This is a genomic window from Vibrio sp. D54, assembly GCF_021728075.1.
In the GTDB taxonomy this organism is placed as follows: domain Bacteria; phylum Pseudomonadota; class Gammaproteobacteria; order Enterobacterales; family Vibrionaceae; genus Vibrio; species Vibrio alginolyticus.
In genome coordinates this window covers 556,077-576,827 of record NZ_JAKKCS010000001.1, presented here as the reverse complement: position 1 = coordinate 576,827, position 20,751 = coordinate 556,077, and the positions used below count along the sequence as shown (strand labels likewise).

Here is a 20,751-nt window from a genome sequence, read left to right as displayed (position 1 = left end):
AGCCGTCATCGATTTTTCTGTCACCCAAACAAAGTGAAAGATGGGCTGACACCAACGAAGCCAGAACAACTGTGGGTTGCTGATATTACTTACTTGCCAACTCAAAATGGAGAGAGTTATCTCAGCTTGGTTACAGACGCTTATTCAAGGAAGATTGTTGGTTTTTATGTGGATGACAACATGAAAACTCAATCAGTTAAGCGGGCATTTATCTCAGCTCTCAGGCAACGGCAGAGTGAAGAAAAGCTAATACACCACTCAGATAGAGGCTCACAATACTGTTCGAAGGAATATCAAGATATCCATAAGAAACATAGAGTGACTTGCTCAATGACAGACGGGTATGACTGTTATCAGAATGCTTTAGCTGAGCGTGTAAATGGGATACTCAAAATGGAGCTCTTGCTGAAGAAACCGAAAGATCTGAAAGAAGCAAGGACGATGGTAGCAGAGTCCGTAGATATCTATAATCAAATGAGGCCTCATACGGCTTTACAATACAAAACGCCCGATGAAGTACATCGAGCGTTTTAGTTAAAAAGTGTCAACCCATATCAGGACGGGTCATCTAACCCGCTTAAAATAACTAATACGAACTTTAAGCCAGTTAAAAATAAGAATGAGCAAATTTAATTATGCTTTCTTAAGATCTTTAGCTGGGTAAGTTAGTGTTTTTTCGCCTGCTTTTACATGTGTGTAAAAACCGCCACTGCTTAAACCTGTAACAACCATTTCGCCAAGATCGATACCTTTAGTCGCTACTACTACGTCACCGATTGAAAACATATTGAATACCTTGTTTGTTTAGATTAAGACACTAAGTCGTTGCGCGGTATTTAATACGATATTAGGCAAAGCACCTAATCGAGTTTTTTATCGTAAAGATTAATTTATATTTGTCGTGAACTCTAAGTTTCCACATTGAAAATCACAGGATATTTTCCAAAAAAAGATGCGCTATTCTTGTGAAATACGGTAATATTTTCTAGCATCAAGTGCGGAGGTATTCTCCGCCCTCATTGGAGAAAAATGATGAAGAAAGGCCTAAAAATGCGTGCATTAGAGCGTTCTGATTTGCGCTTTATTCATGAACTGAATAACAACCGAAATATCATGGCCTACTGGTTCGAAGAACCTTACGAGTCTTATGACGAGCTCGAAGAACTTTATCGAAAACATATACATGATGACGCTGAAAGACGTTTTGTCGTCGAAGATGAAGACGGCATCGTAATTGGCTTAGTTGAGCTAATCGAGATTAACTACATTCACCGCAGCGCGGAATTTCAGATAATCATCGCCCCAGAGCATCAAGGCCGAGGTTATGCGACAGAGATGATTAATCGTGCGTTAGATTACTCATTCTCAATTCTTAATCTACGTAAAATCTACTTATTAGTCGCAGTGGATAACGAGGTCGCTATTCACTTATACAAAAAATGCGGCTTTATTGAAGAAGGTCACCTTGTAGAAGAATACTTTATTAACGGCGCTTACAGCGATGTTAAGCGCATGTATATATTAAAACACCAGTACCAGAAAAAGATCGAAGAAAACAACTCAATTCACTAGTTCATTCTATCAAAGTAAAAACGCAGCTATTTGAGCTGCGTTTTTATTTATTCAAATTGATAAGTATATGATAAAAGTATCCTTTCATCTGGCTCATCTAAGTACGTATTATTATCCATCATAAATGTCATTAGATTAAAAGAATGTCTTTTTTGATATAGGTAACCTAGTCCTATCCCTCCAAAAAAGCCCTTATAGTTTTCATCCTCATCATTTTTCGAGCCATAAGATCCTGCAGCAAACCCCATGAGAGTCAAACTTTCAGACAATGGTTTTAAGGTGAAAGCTCCAAGATAACCACTACTATTTGTTGTGTTCATCATGCCAAAGCCGTTCTCTGGGCTAACATCACCAGAGAAATTAATATCGGCGCACTCACTGACCCCATCGCAAACAGGCGTATTACCGTCATTGTACGTGTAACCTGCCATAGGAAATATTTGAAAACCAGCAGGCTCAATACCAAAGTAACTAAGTGGCATAAAGGTACCAACGCTGTAGTTGGTTTGATCCGCGCCGTTCACGTATTCATTTTTACCAAAGTTGAAATTCACGATACCGACCGGAAACAACCACGAGCCACCAATGCGCCACTCGCTCGCGTCATCATTAAGGCGAAAGTTAATTTTTCGTGCTTCATCTAGAGCAATGGAGCCAGAAAACGATAAGTTACCATCTTCAACGTCGTAGTTATCTGAATATGAAACTCCGACCTTCGTAATTACCTTTGTTGGATCGTCCGCTAACTTATTTTTGTTTTGTTTTACTGTTTGTTCTGCACCATGGGCTAATGAACTTATAAGTACCGAAGCACACATTAACAACGTTGTTTTGTTATTCATTTATCTTCCTTTGATACGCAGACTATTCATGCTTTTCCTAGTAAAATTTCTCGTCCACCACTAGAGAGCAACACAGACCGTATTACCTAGGTAAAGTGTAGCATTCATATAAGTAATGAATACGACGACTGCACTATTGAGCAGAATACTCATACGCAGCTGTTAGTTTTTCCAGTTGTAGCCCATGCTCATGAAGTACAGCGCAGGCTCATCAAAGCCCGCTTGGAAGCGTGGCGTTTCTGACGATTCCATCAAGATCGCTTCAAACGCGAAACCAATTGAGTTTTCTGAATCCAATTTGTAATCAATGCCTGTACCAATGCGGTACGCCTTGCCAGTAGGAACGGTAATGTCACCGTTTGATTGACTTTCATACATGCTGGTATCGAATGCAAAACCTGCATTCCACATCATTTTTTCATTCAGTTTGTACTGAGTACCCAATGCGATTTGGTAAGTGTCTTGTGTCTCTACGTTCAGCGTGGTTGTGTATTCGCTCCAGTCTTGCCAGTTCACGTTCCACATCACCGCTAGGTCATCATTCACCTCGTGGTAAGCACTGAAGATCAGTTGTTGCGGAGCAATGGAGTTACTATTGTCGAATTCAAATTCGGTTTCAGAAGAGTAAGACAGACCAAGACGCGTGCCTGGTGTTGCTTCATAAAGCACACCTACTCGGCCGTTGAGCTGAGTATCTTGGTCTTCGTCATTGAAGTTCAAGGCTCCCTTCGTTTCCACTTCATACATACCGTACTGAATGCCAAGCGCCGCACCCACAGACCAGTGATCATTGATGCGGTAAGAAGCGGAAGGTTGAATGGTCAAGGCTTGCGTCGTTGCTGTAGGAATATCTAAATGATCACCCAAAAGACCTTCGTACTCGAGGCCAAGACCGTAGTTGCCATACAGACCAATACCCAGCGTCCATTTGTCGTTCACTTGTTGGCTGTAAAATGCCGACGCCATAGGAACAAAACCAATCACGTTGCCCGCATCGCCAGTCATCGTGTCTAGTTGCGCGTCACCGTAAAGGCCAATCAGGTTACCAGAGAAAGATTTACCAGAAACATTCGCCAGACCAGCCGGGTTTGCTGCCATTACTGAGGCATCTTGCGCACGAGCCGCCATACCAGCGGATGCCAAACCAATATCCGATGCTGTTGTTTCGTAAAGGTATAACCCACCCGCTTGCGCAGCAGCACAAGTCAGTAGAGAACTCGCTACGACGATTTTTGAAAGATTTTTCATGTTAAAACCTATTATTGTTAGGGGAACCCACGCTGCGACGGTGGTTGTATATCAATGAAAGGCATTGGCCAATCGCACACAGCGTGGGGGTGTTGTGGAGTCAGTCAGTTGAAATCAGCGTTATTGCTCGCTCACCTCAAGTTCAGTGGGTTTCTTTCGCTTAAACTTCTCGCGCAGAGATTGCATCATCACGAAGAACACTGGCGTCAGTAACGTGCCAACAAACGTAGAGAGAATCATGCCGCCGAATACCGCAAAGCCCAGTGAGTGACGAGATGCCGCACCGGCACCCGATGCAATCACCAACGGGAATACCCCCCAGATGAAGGCGAATGCGGTCATCTGTACTGCACGGAAACGGATTCGAGCAGCTTCTTTGGCAGCATCAATGATGGATAAGCCCTTTTCTTCTCGCAGAACTTTGGCAAATTCCACAATAAGAATCGCCACTTTGGCGGACATACCGATCAAGATGACCACACCAATCTGAACGTACAAATCGAACGGTTGTCCTACCAGCAGTAGCGTTCCCATTGCGCCGAGAATCGCGACTGGAACCGCCATCATTACCGCAGCAGGAATGGTCCAACTTTCGTACTGAGCCACCAAGAACAAGTAGGTGAACAGCAAAGACAATGCGAACGCGATTGGTGCCATGTTGCCTGCTTTCATCTCTTGGTAAGTCATGCCTGACCACTCGTACGAGTAACCACTTGGCAAAGATTCTGCAGCCAGTTTTTCAATGGCTTTTACAACATCACCCGAGCTGTAGCCTGGCGCTGGCGCCCCGTTCACGGTTGCAGAACTGAACGTGTTGTAGTTCGACAAAGTATCAGGGCCGAAGATCGGCTTCACTTTCACTAGCGTTGCCAGTGACACCATTTTTCCAGAGCTTGAGCGAACAAACAGATGGTTGATGTCGTCGATGTTGTCACGGTATTGCTCTTCTGCTTGCACTTTCACTTGGTACGAACGACCAAACAAGTTGAAGTCAGAAATGTAGGCACCGCCCAACTGCGCTTGCAGTGTGCTGAAGATTTCATTCAACGGTACGCCCATCGAAATCGCTTTATCGCGATCAATATCGATGTAACGTTGCGGAATATTCGCACGGAAAATCGAGAACGCACGTGCCACTTCAGGCAGTTGGTTGATTTGGGCAACAAAATCAGCGGTTGTTTTTGCCAACTCTTGTGGAGAACGGCCCAAGTTGTCCTGCAGCACAAGGTTGAAACCTTCCACCGCACCCATACCTTTGATTGCCGGCGTCGCGAAAACGAACGAAGCGGCATCTGGCGTTGAGTTCAGCATTTGGTTAACTTTATTCATCAATGCGCGTTGGTGTAGTTCAGGGTCTTTACGTTTGCTCCAGTTATCCAGTTTGATGATCAACATGCCCGAGTTTGGAATCGACGCCATGTTAATTACCGAGAAGCCCGCAACCGAAACCACGTTCTCCACACCTTCCATCTGTTTTAGCTCATCAACGTACTTCTTCATTAATGGTGCAGTACGCTGCAATGCTGCTGCGTCTGGCAAACGCATTTCGACCATGAACACGCCTTTGTCTTCGTTCGGAACGAAAGAAGAAGGTACGGTCATGAACGCAAATGCCAGCACCGCAATAAGCGCGCCATACACACCGATACTCAGCACAATACGACGGCTCAAGAAGCCAACTAAACCTTGGTATTTACGCGTTATTGCTTCAAAACCGCGGTTAAACGCACGCAAAGGCGCAATAGGTTGCGAGTGAGTAGATTTCAACATCAACGCACAAAGCGCTGGCGTTAACGTTAATGCGTTGATCGCAGAGATCAGCACCGACACACAGATGGTGACCGCGAACTGGTTGAACATTCGACCAGAAATACCCGGCAATAGCGCAACCGGTACAAATACCGCCAACAAAATAAGCGTTGTTGCCAATACTGGCCCCGTCACTTCTTTCATAGCTTGGATCGTGGCCGGAATCGGGTCTAAATGCTCTTCATGGATAACCCGCTCCACGTTCTCTACCACGATGATCGCATCGTCCACCACGATACCGATGGCGAGGATCAAGCCAAACAACGAGATCGTGTTAATGGTCATGCCCATCACGCCCATGATTGCGAACGTCGCAATGATGGAAACCGGAATCGCTAAGGTTGGAATGATGGTCGCTCGCCAGTTCTGCAAGAAAACGTACACAACGAAGGTGACAAGAAGTACTGCAATCACCAGCGTCTCGTACACTTCATCAATCGATGTCTCTACGTATTCGGTAGAGTCATACGCGATATCGTAGACCAAATCACCAGGAAACGATTTCTCGTACTCTGTCATGGCCTCTTTCACGCGTTCCATCACGTCTAGCGCGTTCGCGGTCGGTAACTGGTACAAGGCCAGAACGGCGGCTGGTTCGTTATTCATACGACCATCAGCTTCGTAACCTTGTGCACCAACTTCCACACGAGCCACATCTTTCAAGCGAATCAAAGAACCTTTCTTGCTCGCACGAATGATGATGTTCTCGAACTCTTCCGCAGAAGTGAGGCGGCCTTTGGTTTGCAAAACATATTGATATTGCTGGTCACCCGGAGCTGGCATACCACCGATCTTACCCGCCGCCACTTGGATGTTTTGCGTTTTAATTGCGCCAATAACATCGCTAGCAGAAAGCTTCAAGGTAGCCAGTTTATTTGGGTTCAACCAAATACGCATTGAGTAGTCTTTCTTACCCAGCAGCGTAATGTCACTCATACCTTCGATACGTTTTAGACGCTCGACGATATTGAGATCCGCGTAGTTAGAAAGGTAGATACTGTCGTAAGACTGTTTCGGGGAACGCAGTGTGATAACGCCCAGCATGTCGGAAGATTTCTTCTTAACCGTCACACCGATTTGGTTTACTTCTTGTGGTAGAGACGACGTCGCCTGTGCCACCAAGTTGTTCACACGAACCTGCGCCATATCGCCATCTGCGCCCACTCGGAAGTAAATACGCAATGTGTATGAGCCATCGTTACCAATCACAGAAGACATGTAAATCATGTCTTCAACGCCGTTGACTTTGGCTTCTATCGGTTGTGCTACCGTCTTTTTAACCACGTCCGCGTTTGCACCCGGATACATGGTGCTCACCGTAATTACCGTTGGAGAGATTTGAGGATACTCAGAAATTGGCAAGACTTTCAGGGCGATCATACCCATCAATGTCATCGCCAGTGAGATCACCAAAGCAAACTTCGGCCGGTGAATGAAAAATTTACTTAACATCAGTACTCACTCAGCCTTGTTCACTCTGTAGCTCAACGTCTTTCACCGTTGCACCCGGACGCACTTTTTGTAGACCATTGACGATGACTTTTTCGTTAGCCGCCAAACCAGTCAGCACAGCACGTTTCACACCGTAGGTCTGACCGAGTTCAACGTTACGACGAGACACCACGTGATCATCACCAACCACCATGACGTAGTCACCCGCTTGGTCTTGTTGAACAGCCGCCGATGGGATAAGCAAACCATCAATGGTTTTGTTGCGCAGCTTGATGGTCAAGTTGCCATATTCACCCGGCATAAGCGCGTAAGTTGGATTATCGAATTGTGCTTCTGCTCGAATTGAGCCTGTTTCTAAATCGATCTTGTTGCCAACGGCGTAGATCTTGCCATCCAGCGGATACAATGAACCGTCTGAAAGCGTCAGTGTTAAATCAACATCCAGTTTGTCATCGTTACGATGAGCCACATCAATCGCACTTCTTACGCGGCGGTAGAGCTTCTCATCCACATCAAAGCCAAAGCGAATTGGGTCTATTTGAGTGATCGAAACAAGAGGAACGAGTTGAATTTTCGAAATACGGTCACCCACTCGGAAGTTGCTGAAACCCACGCGGCCAGAGAAAGGAGCACGCACAGAGCTAAATTCAAGATCGAGCCTTGCTGAAACCAGTGTCGCTTTCGCCTCTTCTACCGAAGCAATCGCTGCGGCGTGCGCGGCAATGGCGTCATCGTATTGCTGCTCACTGATGCTTTTATCTCTGATGAGTTTCTTCACACGTTCTGCATCACGCGTAGTTTGAACGAGTTGTGCTTTTGCTTTTTGCAACGACGCTTTTGCATACGCCAGTGCCGCTTTGTAAGGACGGTCGTCGATTTCAAACAGCAATTGGCCTTTTTCGACCATATCGCCATCTTTAAAATGAATCGCGGTTAATTCGCCACCGACTCGAGGCATAATATCAACGTCATTTACCGCTTCAGTTCGACCGATAAAAGTATGATAAGGAGTGATTTTTGTTTCGGTTAGGGTAACGGTTTCAACAGAGGGTGCTTGGGCAGTTTTCGTTGCGATATCGCCAGTTTTGCATCCTGATAGTAATGCAGAAGATATAGCAATAGATACCAACGCAAATTTATATTTGGCTTTCATGATAAACCTACTTTATTTAGAAAGTGCCCTAGCCTAAATATTTAAATATATGGATAAACACACTTTCTATTCTGGAAATAAACGAGGGAGTTAGAATTGGTAGTTAAATTCGATACGGTGATCACCATCACCGAAATTAACGTGATCATTCCAGTTTGCAAAGTAACGAATATTTGCGCGAGGATTAATTTGATAAGACAACGCAAACTCATGAGCCAAGATATTATCTTCACCTGCATAATAAGTATCTTTATATTGACTAGACCCTGACAATGTATGCATATACATTGGGTTGTAGTTAATCCAGATTTTATCGGTTAATTCAATTTTTGAGTACATACCAACAACGGTGAAAGTACCTGGAATTTCATAACCTTTGTCATCACCACTAAAATCATTAGCAATAGTGACACCCGCACCAGCTAAAGGAAATAGCTGCAACATACCAAACTTAGGTAGACCTTGAATAAAGCTATAAGATGCATCTAATTTATCGTTATCAACGTCGTAGTTTACATCTAATTGACGGCCTAGACCTTTTGCGACTTCTACTTGGAAATTACGTAGTCTGAAAGAGTCAATGCTGTCATCAACGTTGGCATATATTGGATCGTCATTGTCGCGAATGCCAAATAGCTCACCACCAATGCCTTTCATTTCAATGATGTTCATCGCCATGGTACCAGGCTGGCTAGATTGGTAAGTTTGACCGATTTTGATGTTCGCGCCTTTATCAGTAATACCAAAGCCAGCTTGGGTGTATACCGCAAGTGGGTCAGACATATCTTGTAGTTCTTCGTTATTGTTTGTCTGCGCATAGGCAGAAGACGCGAGTTGTAGGGCTGCAACCATAATGGCAACAGACGGTTTCACTAAATTCATAAAACTGTATCCATTTTAATGATTATAAAATTATTCACGTCATGAGGTCATCATAAACAGCAAGCAACACAACTCGCTTTGGATAATATAAATTATCAAAGCAAATTCAATAATGACGAAACATTCGACGTTTTAATTAAAATAAAATAAAGCATCGTAAAAGTTCAATCACCGCTACTTATATCTTATATAACTTGAAATTTGGTAATACCAATGAAGAAGGAAATATTAAAACTTATGAAAATTCAATTATCATTAGAACAAATGATTAATTAATTTTACCATATAAATAGAGAGTGCAATGGATTTAGGTGATCGCGATCAATGTTTCATTTCGATCGTACAACACTCTTCAGATTAATTAGAACATTATAATAATTTAAAAACCTTAGTTTGATTAGCCTAGCATCAGATTAGAATAGTAGGCCTATAATAAATAAAAAGGGAATCACTCTCTGTGATTCCCTTTTATTATCGAGCGATAAAGCGCCGATGCGTTTCGATAACTAAAACGCAAACAATTCGCACTATTGCAGTTTCTCTATTCCCATATTGAACAGTGCAAAACTATAAATATCTGCATTTGTCTCAATTATTTTACGCGTTGGTGTGCCTGCACCATGTCCTGCATTGGTTTCGATGCGAATTAAGGTCGGATTTGAACCCGCTTGCTTCGATTGCAACTCAGCAGCAAATTTGTATGAGTGAGCAGGAACAACACGGTCATCATGATCACCGGTTGTAATCAATGTCGCTGGGTATTCCACCCCCGCCTTTACATTGTGCACTGGCGAATAATCTTTCAGATATTGGAACATCTCTTTACTTTGCTCTGTCGTGCCGTAGTCATACGCCCAACCAGCACCTGCGGTAAAAGTATGGTAACGCAGCATATCCAGTACGCCGACTGCTGGCAGAGCCACTTTAAACAGCTCTGGACGTTGCGTCATAACGGCCCCCACTAACAAGCCACCATTCGATCCACCGTTAATGGCTAACTTGTTTGATGACGTTACCTCTTCATCAATTAGGAATTCAGTCGCAGCAATAAAGTCATCAAACACATTTTGCTTTTGCATTTGAATGCCAGCGTTGTGCCATTCTTTGCCATATTCCCCACCACCACGAATGTTCGCTACCGCGTAAACACCACCAAGCTCTAACCAAGCCGCGCGTGTCGGGCTAAAAGATGGCGTGAGGCTAATGTTGAAACCGCCATAACCATATAGAATGGTTGGTGCGCTGCCGTCCATCGGAGTCCCCTTTTTATAGGTGATGATCATCGGCACTTTTGTTCCGTCTTTTGAGGTGTAAAACACCTGGCGAGATTCATACAAAGCAGGATCAAATGGCGCTTTAGATTTGTAGTACACCTCGCTATCACCATCTTTGATGTTCAGACGATAGGTAGTGCTTGGCATCTTGTAGTTGGTGAAAGAGTAGTAGACTTCGGTTTCTTCTTTTTTCCCCGAGAAACCGTATGCGCTGCCAATATCAGGCAATTTGATTTCTCGGATGAGTTTGCCGTTCATGTCGTATTGCTTCACCATCGAGATCGCATCAACAATATAGCTCGCAAACAAATTGCCACCCGCGGTAGAAACACGTAACACGTTCTTTGTTTCAGGAATCACATCTTTCCAGTTTTTGGGCTGCGGCTGACTTGCATCCACCGTCACGACGCGTTTGTTCGGCGCATTAAGGTTCGTAACCAAGTACAGTTTCGTGCCTTGGTTGTCTATCACCCAAGTATCAGAACTGGTGTTATCTAAAATGGTTTTCAGCGGGCTATTTGGCTTACTCAGGTCTTTGAAGAACAGTTTGTTGCCCGACGTCGATACGCTAGCTGAGATAAACAAGTAGCGTTCATCTTCCGACGTGTAACCCCTAACGTAGCGATACTTTTCGTCCTTTACACCACCGAAAATTAATTGGTCTTCACTTTGTTTCGTCCCTAGTTTATGAAAGTAGAGCTTGTGTTGGTCTGTCTTCGCGGAAAGTTCACTCCCTTTTGGCTTGTCATAACTTGAGTAATAGAAGCCTTGATTGCCGAACCAACTGATGCCACTGAACTTAATATCCACCAGCGTTTCGCCGACGGGCTTTTTGGTTTCTGTGTCTAACACAATGACTTTGCGCCAATCGCTACCGCCTTCCGAAATGCTGTATGCAACCAAAGAACCATCACGTGAAAAGCTCACTCCCGCTAACGATGTGGTGCCATCTTCACTAAAAGTATTTGGATCGAGGAAAATTTCTGCTTCGCCATCACCTAACTGCCGATAAAGCACATCTTGGTTTTGTAGCCCGTCATTTTTGTAGAAATAAGTGAACTTACCCTCTTTGAACGGTTGGCTTTGCTTTTCGTAGTCCATGAGCTTAGTGATGCGCTCTTCAATCTGCTCGCGGTAAGGGATTTTCGACAGATAATCAAACGTCACTGCATTTTGTGCCTTAACCCATTCTGCGGTTTCTGGGCTGAGATCGTCTTCCAACCAGCGATAAGGATCACTCACTTTTGTACCAAAGTAGTCATCGACAACATCCACTTTTTGTGTGGTTGGATACGTGATGGTTTTCGGGGTTACCTGTTCAACCGACGATTGCGCCGCTTCATTTGCATACGCCACAGACAACACACTTCCGAGTGCGAGAGCCGTTGTGAGTGCTAGGGTGTTCTTTTTCATGAAATTCCTTTTTATTTTTCTGTTGTCTTTTTGTGCAATACATCAGAACTCTACTATATATCGACAAAATGAATCTAATTTCATTAAACGAGTTGTGAAAGCCATCCTAACTCCCTCATTTCCTTCCAGTTCTACAAACTAGTAAGTGGAAGTGTAGAACTTGGGAACAATACTGAAGAGCCACGATGGCGTTTACTCTCTTTCGTCTAAGTCAGCTCGATTTGGCGCAAAACCCCAGACTCAGAAGCGAAATCTTGGTCGTGACTAATCAGAACAAATCCACCTTTGTATACATTTAACGCCTGACTAAGCATTATTTTTGACTCGAGGTCGAGATGGTTATCTGGTTCATCAAGCAGCAGCAAAGGCTGAGAATTTTGGTGGCTGACTATCAGCATCGCGAGCTTCATCTTCTCGCCACCGCTCAGTAGGCGCCCCAATCGAAACACTGCATCTCGACGAAAACCGATCCCGGCCAATAAGGTCCTCGCTTCACTTTCCGTCATCTCTTGGCAGCTCTCCATTACGTTCTCAAGTAACGAAAGATTTGGATTCACTGCACCAAAATGTTGGTCGAGATAATACAAAGGCGTATTCACTTGCAACTCACCACTCTGCAACGATAACTCGCCAAGCAACGTCTTTAACAAGGTTGATTTTCCGCAGCCATTTCTCCCTTTGAGATGGACTTTGTCGTTCGCAAAAATCTGCAACGTGATAGGCGTAGAATTCCCAAAAGGTAATATACCTTCTTGTATCGACAACACTTTTCGCGAACGGTTCGGATTATCTGTAAGATAAAGCTTTTGCGCCTTGAGTTGCTCATGTCGCGATTGCAACGCCTGTTCTTTGGCTTGTAAATGCGCTTGTCTGAGTTGCTCATTCTTATTGCGATTTGAAGCGCTGGCGGTCGCGCTATCCTTTTTTCCATCAAGCAAAATTTTGGGCTGACTGCCGTCTTTGCGCAGTTTGTTCCCTTGCGCGGCGCGTTGGTCTGCTTTTTCGCGATTTTTCTGGGCTTGCTCGGCTAACCGTTTTTTCTGTTTATCGACTTGCGCTAACTGCCTCTCGACCGCTTGCAGTTCAGTGCGTTTTTTCTCGGCGTACACATCGTAATTTCCACCAAAAGCCTGTAAACCTAGGCCCGAGAGTTCCCAAATTTCCTCCATCTCTCGCAACAGCTCACGATCGTGACTGATGAGTAAAATCGCGCCGCTGAAATGCGTCATAGACTCTATCAACCATTGTTTCGCCTCGGTATCGAGGTGATTGGATGGTTCATCGAGAATCAAAAGCTCCGTTTCGCTTTCAAATAACTGCCATAACTGCAAACGCGCCAACTGACCACCACTAAGCCGAGCACAAGAGAAATCAGGGTCTTGCGGCAAGCCCATCGCAGCGAGCTGCTGTTTGAGTTTTAATTCAATATCCCACTGCTCGCCAACCAGTTCGAACCAATGTTCAGAAACATCACCTTGTTCAATCTGCTTTAAAGCATGCAAGACCGCATCTTTGCCCAGAAACTGGGCGATCGATTGCTGACCTGAAAGCAGATCAGACGGCTGCTGGCGATACATCATGAAAGAAGAGGGAGCAGTCACAACACCGCTGGCAAGCTGAATTTCTCCCGCTAAAATGGAAGCCAAAAGCGACTTGCCAATGCCATTACGCCCAACCAAACCAACACGTCGTTTAGTCATGGAACAAGAAATAGACTGGAATAGCGTATCGCCATTATCAAACTGATGGCTAACATTAAAAGCTTGTAAAACTGGCATAATTTGCCTCCTGTATGACAGGGACAACAGCCGTAGCTATGATTTGAAATTGCAACAAAACGCGTGCACAAACGCATTAAGCTCTATGTAAAGCTCGACGATATACGTCAAATCAAAAAGTCGTCTTGTTGCAAAGAAATATCGGAAAGTGAGCTACGCCTACTAACCCTGCAGATCCAAAAAATAAGTAAAAATATGGATGACAGGTTTAGTTCTTCATGTTGGCGTAATCTCCTAGAGAAATGATGCGCAGAGTGTAGCGGCTTTTTTGTTCAAAAAGCAAGCTTTCTAACCAAATGTGAACAAAAAGAAAGTTTCACAGTAAGTTGTTATATCACATTAACTTTTTAACAAGTCTTTGAACAATTTCGAGATCTTAGCAACACAATTTTTATCCAAGCCATACTATGCTTAGGGTAAAGATAATCCACATAAGGGCGTGGTTATGAAATACAAACATATCCTTGTTGCACTCGAACTGTCAGATGAAAGCACCGTGCTTATCGACAGAGCGGTATCAATGGCAAACTATCTCGACTCCGATATCTCCTTTATTCATATTGATGGTACGCACGGAGAAATCTATCGTGAGCTTGTAGACATTAAAGAAAACCCGGATCAAAGGCCGTTGAATGAGCATTCAATGGAATGTTTAAAAACATTTAGTGATTACATGGATTACCCACTTAAACATTTCTTCGTAGGTACTGGCGACTTGGCTGATAAATTAGAGGTCACCATTAAAGAGCAAGAAGTGGATCTTCTGATTTGTGGTCACCACCAAGATTTCTGGAGCAAGATTATTTCTTACTCCAGACACTTAATTAACAAGTCACCGGTGGATATTCTAGTCGTCCCTATTCATGATTAGTAAAACGTAACGCTTCCCAAAACCACCAATTTATTTGGTGGTTTTTTATTGATATTGAAACAGCTTAAACAGTTTTCCAAACTAGCTTGGCGATCATTTATGAGTTACATTTTCTAACCAACCCGCGCTCCTACTGGGCATGGTTATTTAGATAGCAAGGATCCCTATGGCAAATAAAAAAGTACTCATTCTCTTTGCTCATCCTTCCCAGCATCGTTCAGAAGTGAATACTCCACTTTTCAAAGAAGCTCAAAAAATTGAAGGCGTGACATGTGTTGATCTCTATGGCGAATACCCTCGTTTCGATATTAATATCGACCGTGAGCAGCAACGCTTACGTGAGCATGACGTGGTGATTTTCCAATTCCCACTATATTGGTATTCAACGCCTGCGATTTTAAAAGAGTGGCAAGATCTGGTTTTGGAATATGGCTTTGCTTACGGTACAGATGGCACAGCACTGCAAGGCAAGACCATGCTTTGTGTGCTGTCTGCAGGGGGCAAAGAAGAAGCTTATAAGGCAGAGGGCTACAACCACTTTACGATTCGTCAACTGCTTGCGCCCATTGAACAAATGTCCGCACTGACCGGCATGAACTACATTGCCCCTCTCGCGATGTTTGGCGCACGTACAGCAGATGAAGAAGGGCGAATCCCTCGTCATGTTGAGCGGTACAAGAGCCTGCTAACAGCTTTAGTCGAAGATAGGTTGGATGTTGAAGCTGCGGCGTCATTAATCAAGCTTAACAGCGCATTGCCAGAGCTCATTAAGGAGGCTTCATGACAGGAATATTCTTACAAGCCTTCATATATTTGATTGCTGCTGTAATTGCAGTCCCACTTGCTAAGCGTTTGGGACTTGGGTCCGTTTTAGGCTATCTCATCGCAGGTGTGGTCATTGGCCCAATTATCGGTTTAGTCGGTGAAGAAACAACAACAATCCAGCACTTTGCCGAGTTTGGCGTGGTGATGATGCTGTTTCTCGTTGGTTTAGAGCTCGAACCCAAAATGTTGTGGGCGATGCGCAATCGCTTAATGGGTTTAGGAGGTCTGCAAGTCGGTGGTACCGTCGCGGCGATTATGGGTATTGCCTTGTATTTTGACCAGCCTTGGACCATAGCCTTAGCCATAGGTTTGATCTTCGCCCTCTCTTCTACTGCGATTGTTTTGCAAACTTTTAGCGAAAAAGGATTAACGAAGACGGAAGGTGGACAAAACGCTTTCTCCGTGTTGCTTTTTCAAGATATTGCAGTGATACCAATGTTGGCGTTCATTCCCCTATTGGCCTTACCTGAATTAATTGAACAGGCACAGTCCGCAGCACAAACAGCCGCAGCGCACCATGAAGAATTAAGCCTCGTTGCGGGGTTACCCGGCTGGGCATACGGCATTGTAATCACAGCATCGATAGCAATCGTCGTCGTTGGTGGACACTTTTTAAGTCGACCTCTGCTCAATTATGTGGCTAGCTCTGGTTTGCGAGAAATCTTTACCGCAACTGCACTCATGCTTGTCATTGGTATCGCTGCACTGATGAGTTTAGTGGGCTTATCTCCTGCCTTAGGAACCTTCTTGGCTGGCGTTGTATTGGCGAACAGTGAATTCCGCCACGAGTTAGAATCCAATATCGAACCATTTAAAGGTCTATTGTTAGGTCTGTTCTTTATTACCGTTGGCGCAGGGATCAACTTCTCGGTCCTTTTTGGTGATTTCTGGTTGGTCATGGCATTGACCATTGGCGTGATGGTTTTGAAAGCCTTGGTGCTGTTTATTCTTGCACTGATATTTAGGGTGAAAGGCAGCAACCGCTGGCTGTTTACCCTAAGCTTGGCTCAAGCAGGTGAATTCGGCTTTGTGCTTCTAAGCTTTTCAGTGCAAAACCACGTCATCCCATTTGAACTTTCACAAACTCTTGCGTTAGTGGTTGCGATTTCGATGTTCCTGACACCAGGTTTGTTTATTCTGTTTGATAGAGTGATTCTGCCGCGCTTTGAAAGCCAGTCAAATGAACGCGAAAGCGATACGATTGAGGAAACAGGCACGGTGATCATCGCCGGCATCGGCCGCTTTGGACAAATAGTGAATCGCCTATTGGTATCAAACGGCGTGACTACCGTGGTACTTGATCATCAATCTGACCAAGTCGATAACATGCGCCAGATTGGCACTCGCGCCTATTTTGGCGACGCGACTCGACCAGATATGCTACATACAGCCGGCATTGAGCACGCCGCTGCGTTGGTTGTGGCGATTGATAACCAAGAATCGAGTGTAGAACTGGTGAAGTACGTTAAGCACACGTACCCAAAAGTAACAGTGATTGCACGTGCCTTTGACCGTGGACATGGCTATCTTTTGCGTCAAGCGGGGGCTGATATTATTGAATCAGAGACCTACCATTCTGCATTGGAGATGGGCGGTCACACAATGAAAGCCCTTGGCATTCACCCCTTCTTTGTTGAACAACAGAAGGCGACATATAAGCGTGTTGAAGCACGTAAGTCAGAAATACTTTACAAAGCTTGGGAGGATGATTCTGAAGGTGAACGCTATGACAACAATTTCCGACAACTGTTTATTCAGTTAGAGGAGAAAATGGCGGAAGAGATGCAAAAAGATCGTCATGACAAACTATCGCGGTCAGAACGTGGTTGGACACCGCCACCTAAAGGTTACGCCGATGATTTTAATGAAGATAACGTCCAAGAGCTAACACCACCAAGAGAAGAGCCTATCCAACGATAACGCACTCCATATTAAAACCTCCCACTTGGGAGGTTTTTATTTTTTCAGTACAGAGCCACACGCCGTGCAGGATAAAATGATCTTCTCGATATTACATAAGATCATTCATTAAAATCTCATACTCTTCGTTTGCTTCTTCCACTAAATGAGAAAGCTCTAACGCATCAGTAACTGCAAGATTGAACTGCCACGGAGTTGTGTCTTCTTTACCACAGATTCGAGTTTCACACCCACGACTCTCAAAAGACAAATCATCAAACTCTGTGGTGTGGCGCTCTTGAAGTTCAACAATCTCAACTTCTAATTTACCGACAGGATTGACTTTAACGTGGGCATGTAACTCCGAACTGTTAGACAAACAATAATCTCTATGAACCGCAATCATGGCCGCCTCCTTGGTCTGCCAACTGACAACTCAACATTGAGTGTAGACGAGGGATTTTGAACGTGGCGTGAAATAATAATGAAGATTGATCTGTCTCATTAGAACAGACAATTGTTGTCATGAAGGCATGAGCCAGTATGAATCTCATCTGATTTAAATTGTTCTGAGATCGTAATAGTTGGCATTTACCGAGACTTTCCCTATTATCGAAACAAAATTACTGTGGTCATTCTTTAGAGGTCAGTATGGAGCTTGAAGCCGTTGCTAAAGCACTAAAAGAGTTAGGGCATCCGACTCGTTTAAGTATTTACAAAGAAGTCGTCAAAGCGGGATACAAAGGTATCGCGGTAGGCGGCGTACAAGAAAAGCTTGGCATTCCAGCATCCACTCTCTCTCATCATATCTCGAGCCTTGCTTCAGCTGGTCTTCTCACCCAGCGCCGCGAGGGTAGAACCCTTTTTTGTGTTGCAGAGTATCAGTGCTTAGATGACGTAATTGGTTTTTTAAAAGCAGAATGTTGCGTTAACGAGTGCTCATAAATTTCTAGCAAAAACGAGAGAGTTTGAGTTTCTATTGAACTTCAGCAGAACGTGAATGACGATGAAAAACATACACACCGAAGTTGCTAACCTCGGTGTGTACATCTTCTAGTTCGCGACAAGTAACATTGACGACTTAGATGGTACGATTAACTTACCGTCAGTTGGAATGATTTGTTCTGTCATCAAATCAACCCAATTACCATCGATTTTTAATGTCAAAGACTGTTGACGCTGTGATTTATTAAGCACCACAATACCTTTGTCACCTCGCTTAAGTACGAGCATGTCATCGTTACCTTCAAGAACACTCATCGGCTCGCCATGCGTCATATTATGGAACTGGATCATTTTTGCCATTCTCGGATCGCTCCATGCACCCTGCCATCTTGGCTGACCATTTTTGCCTTTAATACCGCTGGTGTTTAAGTCGGTATAAATCAACGGCACACCACCATCTCGGCCTAGAATATAGGCATAAGCTAACCATTCGTTTTCCTCGTCCATGATGAGATCAAGAAAGACATCATTGTTAGGAATATCATGTGTGATAGCAAATGTAATCGCACGACCGGGGGACAGAGCCTGACCAAAACAATAGGGATCAATCAGAGACTTGAAACTGCCCTTTTTAGCAAACGCCTTAAACATGGTTGAGAACAAAGGGAAATCGTACGCACCTAGGCGAGTTTCCTGTAGATACGGCTCAAGAAACAGCTGATACTCTTCTTCCGTCGCACCGCCATCGGTAATAATTTCACCAAATATATGCACATCCCTCGTGATGTCGTCTGTCCAAACACGCTTAAGATGCTCTAACGTCATGTGTTTCGCAGCGTCAATACGAAAACCTTTCACACCAATAGCTTTCAGCGCCGTTAGGTACGCTCGCTGCTGTTCAACGACATGGTCACAAACACGAAGAGTTGGCAAGCCAGGGTCGGTTGGCCCACCTGTGATACGTCCGTTTTGAACCTGCCACTTATCTTTCCAGTCTTTGATGCCGAATGCTTCAACAAAGTCCTCTTCATCAAAAAGTGGTTGAGATAGATCGCCAAACAACGCTAGCGACTGATATTTCTGTTTGTTGTTCTGGTATTCCTCCAAGACCTCTTGTCTTGGGTACTGAAGGTCTCTGCGAAGGTGGGCCTCATTTGCCATATGGTTAAACACTACGTCGGCATAAACCCACACACCAACTTGCTCCAGTTCACGAACCATATGAATAAAATCTTTGGTATCACCCAAGGCATTATCGATAACACGATAATCTTGTGGTTGATAACGCTGCCACCAGCGCTCATCGTGTGCGCTTTTCATTGGTGGCGAAACCAACACAGAGCCATAACCAAGCTCGCGGATTTCTTTTGCTCGTTGGGCAATGTCAGCATACTTCCAATCAAACGCATGTAAGATAACGTTTGCACCGAATGATTGTGTTTCCTGTGAGCCACTCATGTTGTTCTCCTGCTCGTTTCCACTCACGATTACTTGTTTGCATTTTTTTGTGAGTGAATTCAATAATCGAAATTATAAAAGCTATTCATCAGAGGCACTCACCCTTTTAGCACTAACTCAAGGCTGAAATCGAAGGCGTAGCAACTCATCCATTGCACAGCGATAAATCGTTCTGAGTGAATAACGGGCACACAACATACACCCCAAACAGCCCAGCAAAACACTAAGTAATTGTTTTGTTTAACAAAAATTTCAATTGAAAAAGATAAAATATAAGACCTACGTACGCCCTAAAATAGGCCCAAAGGATAAAAATAGCCAAGCCAACCCGTTGAGTAATCAATTGTTAATAAAACGAAACTGGCAGATGGATCACGTTTGGCGCGTTTCAAAAATCCAGTAAATCACCATACCTAGCGTTAAAAGACTAAAGATTTCTGTTTGTATCTGTCCCGAAATGACTTCAAAATGCGAAACTTAGCTTATCTCTATGGGGTATGCTCTACCTTGGAGGATAATAATGAATATCAAAGAATTTTCTGACCTCGTCGGGCTATCTGCTCATACACTTCGATACTATGAAAAAATCGGTTTACTTAAACATGTCCATAGAAACGCGAGTGGACATCGAATGTATAGTTCGAAAGATCTAAACTGGATAAGCTTTGTTAAGCGTTTAAAAGAAACTGCAATGCCACTTGAAGAGATTCTAGAATATGCCAAATTAAGGGAAGTCGGCTCTCAATCTGTACCACAACGTCAAGCCCTGTTAGAACGCCACCAAGAAAACCTCAAACGCCACATTGAACAACAGAAAAAGCACTTATCGGCTCTAGAAGAAAAAATTGCCTTGTATAAAAGCGGAAAAGTTCGTTGACTTAGAGTTAACTCTAACGATTAAGGTGTGTTTACATTTATTCACTAGGAACATACCGATGGAACAATCACGCTTTAACAAAGGATTAGAACTACTCTCTCGAATTGATGGCGACGCTGGTCATAATGTCATCGAAAGCTTACAAGATATTTGTCCAGATTTAGCTCAGTACACCATTGAGTATCCGTTTGGCGATATTTATGCTCGCCCGGGCTTAGACCTAAAATCGAGAGAAATCGCAACCGTCGCCGCGCTAACGGCAATGGGGAATTGCGCGCCGCAACTAAAAGTGCACTTAAATGCAGCGCTGAATGTAGGCTGTAGCGAGGATGAGATTAAAGAGATCATTTTGCAGATGTCCGTCTACGCAGGGTTTCCCGCGGCATTAAACGGCATGTTTGCATTCAAAGAAGTGCTAGCGGAAAGAGCAGAGTAATAACAACGTTGAAATCA

At 44.1% G+C, this 20,751-nt stretch carries 18 protein-coding genes; 8 read left to right on the top strand and 10 right to left on the bottom strand.

Translation table 11 applies throughout. The features are described from left to right. Positions 1–534 (top strand): IS3 family transposase (locus tag L3V37_RS02595; protein WP_237305768.1); only part of this gene is annotated, 534 nt, incomplete at its 5' end. Positions 535–633: 99 nt separating this feature from the next. Here L3V37_RS02595 and L3V37_RS02590 read toward each other — a convergent pair. Further along, positions 634–786, bottom strand: a complete 153-nt coding sequence (locus tag L3V37_RS02590; RefSeq protein ID WP_005375418.1) for a hypothetical protein — start codon at positions 784–786, stop codon at positions 634–636. 246 nt (positions 787–1,032) lie between these two features. On the opposite strand from L3V37_RS02590, the gene speG reads away from it, so the two are divergent. Then, positions 1,033–1,572: a spermidine N1-acetyltransferase gene (speG, locus tag L3V37_RS02585; protein ID WP_005375417.1), complete on the top strand. Its 540-nt coding sequence runs from the start codon at positions 1,033–1,035 to the stop codon at positions 1,570–1,572. A 47-nt stretch (positions 1,573–1,619) separates the two neighbouring features. Here the strand turns inward: speG and L3V37_RS02580 are convergent, their stop codons facing one another. The 7 genes from L3V37_RS02580 to L3V37_RS02550 all read right to left on the bottom strand — a co-directional run bounded on the left by L3V37_RS02580 (position 1,620) and on the right by L3V37_RS02550 (position 13,423). Beyond that, positions 1,620–2,414 (bottom strand): hypothetical protein, encoded by a 795-nt coding sequence (locus L3V37_RS02580; RefSeq protein ID WP_130545832.1) that lies wholly within the window; start codon positions 2,412–2,414, stop codon positions 1,620–1,622. 162 nt (positions 2,415–2,576) lie between these two features. Continuing rightward, positions 2,577–3,662: an OmpP1/FadL family transporter gene (locus tag L3V37_RS02575; RefSeq protein WP_237305767.1), complete on the bottom strand. Its 1,086-nt coding sequence runs from the start codon at positions 3,660–3,662 to the stop codon at positions 2,577–2,579. A gap of 120 nt (positions 3,663–3,782) precedes the next feature. Next, positions 3,783–6,923, bottom strand: a complete 3,141-nt coding sequence (gene vmeQ, locus L3V37_RS02570; RefSeq protein WP_237305766.1) for an efflux RND transporter permease subunit VmeQ — start codon at positions 6,921–6,923, stop codon at positions 3,783–3,785. Between the two features lie 10 nt (positions 6,924–6,933). Next, positions 6,934–8,076 carry an efflux RND transporter periplasmic adaptor subunit VmeP gene (vmeP, locus tag L3V37_RS02565; RefSeq protein WP_140112298.1) on the bottom strand — a complete coding sequence of 381 codons (1,143 nt, stop codon included), beginning with the start codon at positions 8,074–8,076 and terminating at the stop codon, positions 6,934–6,936. A gap of 90 nt (positions 8,077–8,166) precedes the next feature. Next, entirely contained in the window at positions 8,167–8,958 is a 792-nt protein-coding gene (locus L3V37_RS02560) for a hypothetical protein (RefSeq protein ID WP_005375405.1), read from the bottom strand. Positions 8,959–9,485: 527 nt separating this feature from the next. Beyond that, positions 9,486–11,645 (bottom strand): prolyl oligopeptidase family protein, encoded by a 2,160-nt coding sequence (locus L3V37_RS02555; protein WP_237305765.1) that lies wholly within the window; start codon positions 11,643–11,645, stop codon positions 9,486–9,488. 206 nt (positions 11,646–11,851) lie between these two features. After that, positions 11,852–13,423, bottom strand: coding sequence for an ATP-binding cassette domain-containing protein (locus L3V37_RS02550; RefSeq protein ID WP_213879472.1), 1,572 nt, complete (start codon positions 13,421–13,423; stop codon positions 11,852–11,854). A 445-nt stretch (positions 13,424–13,868) separates the two neighbouring features. Here L3V37_RS02550 and L3V37_RS02545 point away from each other — a divergent pair, with 445 nt between their 5' ends. The 3 genes from L3V37_RS02545 (at position 13,869) to L3V37_RS02535 (ending at position 17,039) form a co-directional block, all read left to right on the top strand. Then, positions 13,869–14,294, top strand: coding sequence for a universal stress protein (locus tag L3V37_RS02545; protein WP_005375398.1), 426 nt, complete (start codon positions 13,869–13,871; stop codon positions 14,292–14,294). A 166-nt stretch (positions 14,295–14,460) separates the two neighbouring features. Beyond that, positions 14,461–15,078, top strand: a complete 618-nt coding sequence (locus L3V37_RS02540) for an NAD(P)H-dependent oxidoreductase (RefSeq protein WP_005375391.1) — start codon at positions 14,461–14,463, stop codon at positions 15,076–15,078. Continuing rightward, complete coding sequence (locus L3V37_RS02535) at positions 15,075–17,039, top strand: monovalent cation:proton antiporter-2 (CPA2) family protein (RefSeq protein ID WP_005385095.1); 1,965 nt, start codon at positions 15,075–15,077, stop codon at positions 17,037–17,039. The genes L3V37_RS02540 and L3V37_RS02535 overlap by 4 nt, the downstream gene beginning before the upstream one ends. A 91-nt stretch (positions 17,040–17,130) precedes the next feature. Here the strand turns inward: L3V37_RS02535 and L3V37_RS02530 are convergent, their stop codons facing one another. After that, entirely contained in the window at positions 17,131–17,424 is a 294-nt protein-coding gene (locus L3V37_RS02530) for a hypothetical protein (protein WP_005375389.1), read from the bottom strand. Between the two features lie 245 nt (positions 17,425–17,669). Between L3V37_RS02530 and L3V37_RS02525 the strand changes: the two genes are divergently transcribed. Then, positions 17,670–17,963 carry a helix-turn-helix transcriptional regulator gene (locus L3V37_RS02525; protein ID WP_005375388.1) on the top strand — a complete coding sequence of 98 codons (294 nt, stop codon included), beginning with the start codon at positions 17,670–17,672 and terminating at the stop codon, positions 17,961–17,963. Between the two features lie 108 nt (positions 17,964–18,071). On the opposite strand, the gene L3V37_RS02520 is transcribed toward L3V37_RS02525, so the two are convergent. Continuing rightward, positions 18,072–19,421 (bottom strand): alpha-amylase family protein, encoded by a 1,350-nt coding sequence (locus L3V37_RS02520; RefSeq protein ID WP_237305764.1) that lies wholly within the window; start codon positions 19,419–19,421, stop codon positions 18,072–18,074. Between the two features lie 520 nt (positions 19,422–19,941). On the opposite strand from L3V37_RS02520, the gene L3V37_RS02515 reads away from it, so the two are divergent. Together L3V37_RS02515 and L3V37_RS02510 are read left to right on the top strand one after the other, a co-directional pair. Next, entirely contained in the window at positions 19,942–20,298 is a 357-nt protein-coding gene (locus tag L3V37_RS02515) for a MerR family transcriptional regulator (RefSeq protein WP_047101703.1), read from the top strand. A gap of 58 nt (positions 20,299–20,356) precedes the next feature. Then, positions 20,357–20,734, top strand: a complete 378-nt coding sequence (locus L3V37_RS02510; RefSeq protein ID WP_158173185.1) for a carboxymuconolactone decarboxylase family protein — start codon at positions 20,357–20,359, stop codon at positions 20,732–20,734. Positions 20,735–20,751 lie beyond the last annotated feature (17 nt).

Excerpts from the sequence above, each read along its gene's own strand:
- L3V37_RS02590 (WP_005375418.1), bottom strand. The coding sequence starts at position 786 with ATGTTTTCAATCGGTGACGTAGTAGTAGCGACTAAAGGTATCGATCTT.
- speG (WP_005375417.1), top strand. The coding sequence starts at position 1,033 with ATGAAGAAAGGCCTAAAAATGCGTGCATTAGAGCGTTCTGATTTGCGC.
- L3V37_RS02580 (WP_130545832.1), bottom strand. The coding sequence starts at position 2,414 with ATGAATAACAAAACAACGTTGTTAATGTGTGCTTCGGTACTTATAAGT.
- L3V37_RS02575 (WP_237305767.1), bottom strand. The coding sequence starts at position 3,662 with ATGAAAAATCTTTCAAAAATCGTCGTAGCGAGTTCTCTACTGACTTGT.
- vmeQ (WP_237305766.1), bottom strand. The coding sequence starts at position 6,923 with ATGTTAAGTAAATTTTTCATTCACCGGCCGAAGTTTGCTTTGGTGATC.
- vmeP (WP_140112298.1), bottom strand. The coding sequence starts at position 8,076 with ATGAAAGCCAAATATAAATTTGCGTTGGTATCTATTGCTATATCTTCT.
- L3V37_RS02560 (WP_005375405.1), bottom strand. The coding sequence starts at position 8,958 with ATGAATTTAGTGAAACCGTCTGTTGCCATTATGGTTGCAGCCCTACAA.
- L3V37_RS02555 (WP_237305765.1), bottom strand. The coding sequence starts at position 11,645 with ATGAAAAAGAACACCCTAGCACTCACAACGGCTCTCGCACTCGGAAGT.
- L3V37_RS02550 (WP_213879472.1), bottom strand. The coding sequence starts at position 13,423 with ATGCCAGTTTTACAAGCTTTTAATGTTAGCCATCAGTTTGATAATGGC.
- L3V37_RS02545 (WP_005375398.1), top strand. The coding sequence starts at position 13,869 with ATGAAATACAAACATATCCTTGTTGCACTCGAACTGTCAGATGAAAGC.
- L3V37_RS02540 (WP_005375391.1), top strand. The coding sequence starts at position 14,461 with ATGGCAAATAAAAAAGTACTCATTCTCTTTGCTCATCCTTCCCAGCAT.
- L3V37_RS02535 (WP_005385095.1), top strand. The coding sequence starts at position 15,075 with ATGACAGGAATATTCTTACAAGCCTTCATATATTTGATTGCTGCTGTA.
- L3V37_RS02530 (WP_005375389.1), bottom strand. The coding sequence starts at position 17,424 with ATGATTGCGGTTCATAGAGATTATTGTTTGTCTAACAGTTCGGAGTTA.
- L3V37_RS02525 (WP_005375388.1), top strand. The coding sequence starts at position 17,670 with ATGGAGCTTGAAGCCGTTGCTAAAGCACTAAAAGAGTTAGGGCATCCG.
- L3V37_RS02520 (WP_237305764.1), bottom strand. The coding sequence starts at position 19,421 with ATGAGTGGCTCACAGGAAACACAATCATTCGGTGCAAACGTTATCTTA.
- L3V37_RS02515 (WP_047101703.1), top strand. The coding sequence starts at position 19,942 with ATGAATATCAAAGAATTTTCTGACCTCGTCGGGCTATCTGCTCATACA.
- L3V37_RS02510 (WP_158173185.1), top strand. The coding sequence starts at position 20,357 with ATGGAACAATCACGCTTTAACAAAGGATTAGAACTACTCTCTCGAATT.